The 8,596-nt window shown below is 33.7% G+C and carries 7 protein-coding genes, 1 tRNA gene and 1 pseudogene; all 9 read left to right on the top strand.

Features of this window, described 5'->3' with window-relative positions; all coding sequences use genetic code 11:
- Positions 1 to 73 precede the first annotated feature (73 nt).
- A complete protein-coding gene (locus J6D32_RS10225) occupies positions 74 to 889 on the top strand; it encodes a putative manganese transporter (protein WP_055164619.1) in 816 nt (271 codons plus the stop codon).
- A gap of 77 nt (positions 890 to 966) precedes the next feature.
- Positions 967 to 1,422, top strand: a complete 456-nt coding sequence (locus tag J6D32_RS10230; RefSeq protein ID WP_006785191.1) for an NUDIX domain-containing protein — start codon at positions 967 to 969, stop codon at positions 1,420 to 1,422.
- 39 nt (positions 1,423 to 1,461) lie between these two features.
- Positions 1,462 to 2,331, top strand: a complete 870-nt coding sequence (gene rapZ, locus J6D32_RS10235; RefSeq protein ID WP_006785192.1) for an RNase adapter RapZ — start codon at positions 1,462 to 1,464, stop codon at positions 2,329 to 2,331.
- Positions 2,332 to 2,345: 14 nt separating this feature from the next.
- Positions 2,346 to 3,326: a gluconeogenesis morphogenetic factor MgfK gene (mgfK, locus tag J6D32_RS10240; protein WP_006785193.1), complete on the top strand. Its 981-nt coding sequence runs from the start codon at positions 2,346 to 2,348 to the stop codon at positions 3,324 to 3,326.
- Between the two features lie 5 nt (positions 3,327 to 3,331).
- Positions 3,332 to 4,303 (top strand): DNA-binding protein WhiA, encoded by a 972-nt coding sequence (gene whiA, locus J6D32_RS10245; protein WP_006785194.1) that lies wholly within the window; start codon positions 3,332 to 3,334, stop codon positions 4,301 to 4,303.
- 243 nt (positions 4,304 to 4,546) lie between these two features.
- Positions 4,547 to 6,088: a 2,3-bisphosphoglycerate-independent phosphoglycerate mutase gene (gene gpmI, locus J6D32_RS10250; protein WP_287467653.1), complete on the top strand. Its 1,542-nt coding sequence runs from the start codon at positions 4,547 to 4,549 to the stop codon at positions 6,086 to 6,088.
- Between the two features lie 301 nt (positions 6,089 to 6,389).
- Positions 6,390 to 6,463: transfer RNA gene (locus J6D32_RS10255), tRNA-Thr, on the top strand.
- Positions 6,464 to 6,747: 284 nt separating this feature from the next.
- On the top strand, positions 6,748 to 8,037 hold the full coding sequence (gene eno / locus J6D32_RS10260) for a phosphopyruvate hydratase (protein WP_006785196.1): 1,290 nt from the start codon (positions 6,748 to 6,750) through the stop codon (positions 8,035 to 8,037).
- 338 nt (positions 8,038 to 8,375) lie between these two features.
- Positions 8,376 to 8,596, top strand: a pseudogene (locus J6D32_RS10265) (AI-2E family transporter); the annotation flags it as partial.

The raw sequence follows: 8,596 nt of genomic DNA on the forward strand, positions 1-8,596 counted from the left end.
TTTCGTTTAATATATTTAAAAAGAAAACTTTAATTAAGTTTTCTTTTTTTATGCAATTGAAAGGATGAGAGAGATGGATTTACTTATGGATGCTTTCTTGGATACGGCTAAAGTTTGGCCACTTTTGTATATAGTGTACGCTATATTTGAATGGGTGGAACATAAGCAAATAAATTTATGTGCAAAGAAAGAATTAGGTCCAATCGCTGGAGCTTTAAGTGGATGTATTCCACAGTGTGGGGCATCGATTGCAGCATCGTCTTTATACTCAGGACGTGTGATTACATTAGGAACTTTGCTAGCAGTTTTTATCGCCACATCGGATGAGGCGATTCCATTGATGTTTACTCATGTTAATCAGTGGAAAATGATTGCGTTATTAGTCATAATAAAAGTGATTTATGCAAGTTTTGTTGGAATTCTAATTGATTTATTATGGAGAGGAGAAAGATCAGAATTATCCACAGTTTCTAGATACGAGTATCAAAAGGAGAAATCAATTTTTATAGAGGCATTTGAACGTTCAGTGAAGGTGCTAGTCTTTTTATTTATCATGACGTTTTTGATTAACTTGGTTATTTCCTGGATTGGAGAAGACACATTGGCACGGGTATTAATGACAACCTCTTATAGACAACCTTTTTTAGCAGCGCTCATCGGATTAATTCCTAACTGTGCAGCATCTGTTTTATTAACTGATCTTTATTTAAAAGGCATGATTACCTTTGGTTCTTTGTTAGCAGGACTTTGTACAGGTGTGGGGGCAGGATTGTTAACCTTATTTAAAATGAATAAGTTACTTAAAGAAAATTTAGTGATTATTGGATTACTTTACTTTTTTGGAGTTCTCATCGGATTGACTTTCCATATACTGATTATTGGAATTTAAAAATTGACGATGTTAGTCAGTTTTTTCTATTTTGCTATTTATATGATATAATAAGGAGTAATGAAGGAGGCTAACGAATGAGAGTTGTTCATAGTTTATTAGTGCAAGATGATCAAATTCTTCTTTTGTTTAAACCTAGTCGCCAAAAATGGTTTTTACCAGGTGGGAAAGCTGAGTTTGGGGAGAATATTATTCAAACTGGGCTACGTGAGTTTTATGAAGAAACAGGCCTACAATTGAAGCACGCAAAATTAGGTGCTATTACAACGGTTGTAGTTGAAGAAGAATTAGAAAAAAAAGAGTGGATGTTATATACCGTTAAAGCAACGGATTCAACTGGTGAATTAATTGAGGAAAACCGTGAAGGTTCATTAGCGTGGCATTCCCTTAAAGAAGTTGATGAATTACCGATGTTTGAAGGTGATCGTTTTATTATTAAGAAATTATTAGAGTCAGATCTGCCTATCGTTTCAACTCAAATTTATACACCAACATATGAGTTAATTGAACTGATTCAAAATACAGATGAATAATATTAAAAAGTGATAATAGAGTGAAAGAAGGGTGTCATAGTGAAAAAGATTAACTTATTAATTGTCACGGGAATGAGTGGAGCAGGAAAAAGTGTCGTACTGAATAGTCTAGAGGACGTAGGATATCATTGTATTGATAATTTTCCACCTATTTTATTGCCTAAATTAACAGATTTAATTTTGGGTACGAGTGAGCAATCAGTAAATTTAGCCGTTGTGATTGACTTAAGATCACTTGATTTTAACTCAATTGACGAGATGCTTTATTTCTTACAAGATAGTCATTTTGTTAATGTCCATGTTTTATACTTAGATGCAGATGATGCAACATTAGTAAAACGCTATAAAGAAACTCGAAGAACACACCCATTATCACGAGATACAAATTTATTAGATGGAATTGATAAAGAGCGAGAGTTGTTAAAGCCAATTCGAGATATTTCAGATGTTACAATTGATACAACGGGTCTAGCTGCTAAAGATTTAAAACAGCAGATTATTACAAAGTTTGGGGATTTGGATTCAGATTATTTTAGCGTCACATTCATGTCATTTGGATTTAAACATGGAACACCGATTGATACAGATATTATGTTTGATGTACGTTTTTTGCCAAATCCATTTTACATTGAAACATTACGTCCACAAACAGGACTTGATGATGGAGTTTATGAGTATGTGATGAGTTTTGAGGAGACAACAACCTTCTTAGCTAAATTAGTAGATTTATTACAATTTTTAATTCCTAAATATAAGGCTGAAGGAAAATCACAAGTGATCATTGGGATTGGATGTACTGGAGGTCAACACCGTTCAGTTGCAATTGCTGAATACTTGGCGCACGCTTTTGAAAATGATTATAAAACCAATTCAAAACACCGTGATATCCACCGAGCACATAAAAAATAAGGGGGCCTAAAATAATGGCAGAGTATGATTTAAGGGTAGCGGTAATCGGGGGTGGAACCGGGTTATCTACAATATTAAGAGGATTAAAGCGTTATCCAATCGATATTACAGCGATTGTAACAGTTGCCGATGATGGAGGAAGCTCTGGAAGTTTAAGAAGTGATTTTGATGTTCCACCACCAGGAGATATTCGAAATGTTCTAGTGGCATTATCGGAAGTAGAACCACTAGTGCAAGAACTATTTCAATATCGTTTTAAAGGTGAAACAGAATTAGCAGGTCATCCAACAGGAAATCTTTTAATTGCTGCAATGACAAATATCACAGGGGATTTTGCATCAGCGGTTCAAAAGTTAAGTGAAGTTTTAAAAGTTCGAGGAACAGTATTACCAGTAAGTAACACCCCGTTATGCTTGTGTGCTGAGTATGATGATGGTACAATCATTCAAGGCGAATCACTCATTCCTGTTGAAGATAAGAAAATTAAACGTGTCTATTATACAAATCCAGATGAGCCAGCACTAGATGAAGCTGTTGAAGCTATCATGGAGGCAGACTTAGTTCTTTTAGGCCCTGGAAGTTTGTATACAAGTATTATTCCTAACCTTTTGTTAAAACAAATAGCTGATGCAGTTGTTAAAACGGAAGCTCAGTGTGTCTATTGTTGTAATATTATGACCCAGCCAGGGGAAACAACAGGTATGACGGCTTCTGATCATGTTCGTGTTATTGAAGAACATGTAGGATGTCATATTATCGATAAGATTATTGTAAATGATGAAAGTGTTGACGATAGTACTTATGAACGCTATACACATCAAAATTCTGATATGGTTGTCATTGACGAAGAGGTATTAGAAAACATGAATATAGATGTTATTAAGAGCCGATTAGTTTCTTATAATAACGTAGGAGAAGTGCGCCATAATACTAAGAAAGTAGCAGCAACTATTTTCTCATTATTATTAGACATCGAAGAACAAAGGGAGGGGTGATTATTATGTCATTCGCTTCTGAAACAAAAAAAGAGTTAGTTCAAATTCAGTCAGATGATTGTTGTGCAAAAGCCGAATTGTCTGCTTTAATTCGAATGAATGGTGTGATTTCTTTATCGAATAAAGGATTAGTTTTAGACTTTGCAACAGAGAATGCGGCAATTGCAAGACGAACGCTACAGTTAATTAAACAGCTCTTTGATACAGAGGTCGATTTATTATCACGAAAAAAAATGCAATTAAAAAAGAATAATGTCTATATTATTCGAATTAAAAAAAATGCTAGAGATATTGCAACAGAATTAGGGATTATGTCTGAAAGTGTTGGATTTGTTCTTGGAATTGCAAAAGATTTAGTAGAATATGATTGTTGTAAACGTGCGTATATGCGTGGTGCTTTTTTAGCGGGAGGATCAGTTAATAATCCAGAAACATCATCGTATCACTTTGAAATTTCTACATTAGATCAAGAACTAGCAGAAGATTTAAAAGATTTAGCTAATGTTTTTAATTTAAATGCTCGTGTTTTACAGCGTAAAAAGGGATATATTATGTATATTAAAGAAGCTGAGAAGATCAGTGATTTTTTAAGAGTGATTGAGGCTTATAATGCAGTCTTGAATTTTGAAGATGTTCGTATCTTTAGGGATATTAGAAATTCAGAAAATCGTTTGAATAATTGTGAAATTGCAAATGAAACTAAAACGATTGCGGCGGCTCAACGTCAAATTGATAATATTGAATTAATTGATTTTGTATATGGAATTGATTCATTACCAGAGAGATTACAACATGTAGCTAAATTGCGTTTAGAATTTCCTGAAGAAAATTTGAATTATTTAAGCGATATTTCAAATGAAAGAGGATTTAAATTAACGAAATCTGGGATTAATCATCGTATGCGTAAATTAGCTGAAATGGCTGAAGAAATTCGTGACAATCAAAAGAAACGTTTATTAGAAGAAAATCAAGATTAAAGCGAGATGATGAGTATCTATCGTTTTGAAATAGTAGAACAAACGTGAACCTTATTTATGACTATATGGCATAAATAAGGTTTTTTTATGTTAAATCAAATTTAAGTTGAGTATGATTTTAAATGAATGATAGATAATAAAGAGGATTGAAAACAAATTAACAACCGCTTACATTCTGATAATCTTGTACTTATAAATTAAAGTTTAGTATACTATAGATAGATAATTTAAGGAGGAAACAATATGACTAAAAAACCTGTAGCATTAATCATTTTAGACGGATTTGGTTTACGTGATGAAACTGCTGGGAATGCAGTTAAAGCGGCTAAAATGCCAAACTTAGATCGTTTATTCCATACATATCCTCATAACACTTTAGAAGCTTCTGGATTAGGAGTTGGTTTACCAGAAGGACAAATGGGGAACTCAGAAGTAGGACACTTAAACTTAGGTGCAGGACGCATCGTTTACCAATCATTAACTCGTATTAACTTAGCGGTTAAAAATGGTGAATTAAATACTGATGCAACAATTGCAGAAGGTGTTAAACATGCTTTAGAGAATAACAAAAAAATTCACGTAATGGGATTATTATCACCTGGTGGAATCCATTCACATAATGAACATATGTATGCATTAGTTGAAGCTGCAAAAGCTCAAGGTTCAAAAGAAGTTTATGTTCATGCATTTTTAGATGGACGTGATACAGCTCCTAAATCTGCATTAGAATATGTTGAAGCATTAGAAGCAAAATTAGCTGAAATCGGAATGGGGAAAGTTGCGACTGTTTCAGGACGTTACTACTCAATGGACCGCGATAAAAACTATGATCGTACACAATTAGCTTACGATGCTATGACTCAAGGAACTGGAGAAAAATTCGAATCAGCTAAAGCTGGTGTAGAGGCTTCTTACAAAAATGATATTTTAGATGAATTCGTTGCTCCTTTTGTTGTTGATGAAAATGGATTAATTCAAGATGGAGATACAGTCATTTTTGCCAACTTCCGTCCTGACCGTGCACAACAAATCGCAATCGCGTTATCTAACCCAGAAAATGTTGCAAACTATGCAAAAGAAGGTAAACCAGCATTAGATTCATCAAAAGGGCCAAAAGATGTATACTTTATTTCAATGATGTCTTACGGAAGTGCTGTAAATGGGCCAGTTGTATTCCCATTACAAGACTTAGCTAATACTTATGGAGATGTTATTGCAGCAAATGGATTAAAACAATTACGTATTGCTGAAACTGAAAAATATGCTCACGTTACATTCTTCTTCGATGGTGGAGTAGATAAAGAAATCGAAGGAGCAACTCGAGTTTTAATTAACTCTCCAAAAGTTGCAACTTATGATTTAAAACCAGAAATGTCTGCTTACGAAGTAGCTGATGCTTGTGTAGCTGAAATTAACAAAGATATTCATGATACAATTATTTTAAACTTCGCTAACCCAGACATGGTTGGACATACTGGAGTATTCGATGCGACAGTTAAAGCATTAGAAGCTGTTGATGAGTGCTTAGGTAAAGTTGTGGATGCAATCATCGCTAAAGGTGGAGTTGCAATTATTACAGCTGACCACGGAAATGCTGAAAAATTAGAAGATGAAAATGGTGGAGCATACACAGCTCACACATCTAATCCAGTTCCAGTTATTGTAACTAAACAAGGAATCGAGTTACGTAACGGAGGTAACTTAGGAGATTTAGCTCCAACAATGTTACAATTATTAGGTGTTGAACAACCAGTTGAAATGACAGGAAAATCAATCATTAAATAATATTCAAAAAGACATAGCGCCTAAAAGGTGTTATGTCTTTTACTTTTTGTAAAAAAAAGTGGTATTATTTTCGGTAAATTATAATATTTATAATCGGATTCATATATACTTTCAATATATGATTGAAGTTTAATTTATAGGGAATAGGTGTGATTATTTGTAATATAAAATTCCATAATAAAGATAAAAGGTATGGATGATAAGACAAAGAAAAAAATCGACTTATTCAAGAATTAAAGAGGTAAATTTAACGTTTATATTTGAAAATGGTGGATATTTATGGTACTATATAAAAGTGGAAGCCAGGTTAGTTTAGTGGTAAAACAACGCAATGGTAATGCGTAGCCGCGAGTTCGATTCTCGCACCCGGCACCATCAAAATGGATTGAAATATATAATCTAGCTGAGAGCTAGATTTTTTTTTGTCAAATTTCTTAATTAGTGATTCATAATAATTGAAATTTTGGTCATATTAGAGATTGTATTGAAAAAAATTGAGATATTGAGGAATAATATGATGTAAGAGCTTATTTTGTTTCATTAGTATGAGCTTTAATTTACAAAAAATAGCGTTTACAACAGAAAAATATCTTTAATCTCCAAAAAAATGTATTATAATAAGAAGTGTGAAAAAATTAGAAAAAAAGGAGCTGTCATACATGCCTTATATTGTTGACGTTTATGCTCGCGAAGTATTAGACTCTCGCGGAAATCCTACTGTTGAAGTAGAAGTTACAACTGAAAGTGGATCATTCGGACGTGCTTTAGTACCATCTGGAGCTTCTACAGGAATCTACGAAGCTGTTGAGTTACGTGATGGAGATAAATCTCGTTACTTAGGAAAAGGTGTTTTAAACGCTGTTAAAAATGTTAACGACATTATCGCACCTGAATTAGTTGGTATGGATGTTACTGACCAATGTGGAATCGACCGTTTAATGATCGCTTTAGACGGAACTAAAAACAAAGGTAAATTAGGAGCTAACGCAATCTTAGGTGTATCTATGGCTGTTGCTCATGCTGCTGCTGATTTCGTTGGATTACCATTATACCGTTACTTAGGTGGATTCAACTCTAAAGAATTACCAACTCCAATGATGAACATCATCAACGGTGGAGAGCACGCTGACAACAACATCGACTTCCAAGAATTCATGATCATGCCAGTTGGAGCTCCAACATTCAAAGAAGCTATCCGTATGGGAGCTGAAGTATTCCATGCATTAAAATCAGTATTACACGGTATGGGATTAAACACTGCAGTTGGTGATGAGGGTGGATTCGCTCCAAACTTAGAATCAAATGAAGCTGCTATCAAAGTTATCTTAGAAGCTATCGAAAAAGCTGGATATGTTCCAGGTAAAGACGTTATGATCGCTATGGACGTTGCTTCTTCTGAGTTCTACAAAGATGGAAAATACGTTTTAGCTGGTGAAGGTGGAAAAGTATTCACATCTGAAGAATTATGTGACTTCTACGCTGAATTATGCGAAAAATATCCAATCATCTCAATCGAAGACGGTTTAGACCAAGACGACTGGGCTGGATGGGATTACTTAACTAAGAAAATCGGAGATAAAGTGCAATTAGTTGGAGACGATTTCTTCGTAACTAACACTGAGCGTTTAGCTGAAGGTATCGAGAAAAACGTTGCAAACTCTATCTTAATCAAAGTTAACCAAATCGGTACATTAACTGAAACTTTCGAAGCTATTGAAATGGCTAAGAAAGCTGGATACACTGCAGTTGTATCTCACCGTTCTGGAGAAACTGAAGATGCTACAATCGCTGACATCGCAGTTGCTACAAACGCTGGACAAATTAAAACAGGTTCTATGTCTCGTACAGACCGTATTGCAAAATACAACCAATTATTACGTATCGAAGACGAATTAGGACAACAAGCTGTTTACAACGGAGTTAAATCATTCTACAACTTAAAAAAATAATTTAATTATTTTTTAAGAGAATGACTCTATCAAAACCTCTCTTCCTCCGACGAAGAGAGGTTTTTTTATGTATAAAAGTATCTTATTGTCTTAGATAATAGGTAATTATTTTTGGAAAGTATAAAAAATTGACTGCTATTATTATCGATCTGTATGATGGATGTCTTAGTACCGGAGTTTTTGATAGCTAAGGTTAATCCTAGAAATGCGACATAGATTTCACCTCATAGATATATATGAAGTTCTATCTTAAAATATATTCTTATTTTTTATCCAAAATAATACAATTATATTTAGAGTATGATAAACTAGTCATAGTTAAAACAAGGGGGAGTCTGATGAAACCATCACATGAATCTTTAAATTATAAATGGATTAATTATTTAATTATTTTGATTGGTGTACTAGTCGTTATCCATATTATTAAATTAATTTTCCCAATTCTTAAACCTGTTTTTTCAATGTTGAATATGATTATTTGCCCATTTTTAATTGCAATTTGTTTTGCCTATCTATTAAATCCACTCGTTGATTTCTTTTGCCGGTTAAAAATTAAACG

The sequence above is a fragment of the Turicibacter sp. genome, assembly GCF_017941855.1.
GTDB lineage: Bacteria > Bacillota_I > Bacilli_A > MOL361 > Turicibacteraceae > Turicibacter > Turicibacter sanguinis.

Coding starts and splice junctions, on each gene's coding strand:
- J6D32_RS10225 (WP_055164619.1), top strand. CDS start 74: ATGGATTTACTTATGGATGCTTTCTTGGATACGGCTAAAGTTTGGCCA.
- J6D32_RS10230 (WP_006785191.1), top strand. CDS start 967: ATGAGAGTTGTTCATAGTTTATTAGTGCAAGATGATCAAATTCTTCTT.
- mgfK (WP_006785193.1), top strand. CDS start 2,346: ATGGCAGAGTATGATTTAAGGGTAGCGGTAATCGGGGGTGGAACCGGG.
- whiA (WP_006785194.1), top strand. CDS start 3,332: ATGTCATTCGCTTCTGAAACAAAAAAAGAGTTAGTTCAAATTCAGTCA.
- gpmI (WP_287467653.1), top strand. CDS start 4,547: ATGACTAAAAAACCTGTAGCATTAATCATTTTAGACGGATTTGGTTTA.
- eno (WP_006785196.1), top strand. CDS start 6,748: ATGCCTTATATTGTTGACGTTTATGCTCGCGAAGTATTAGACTCTCGC.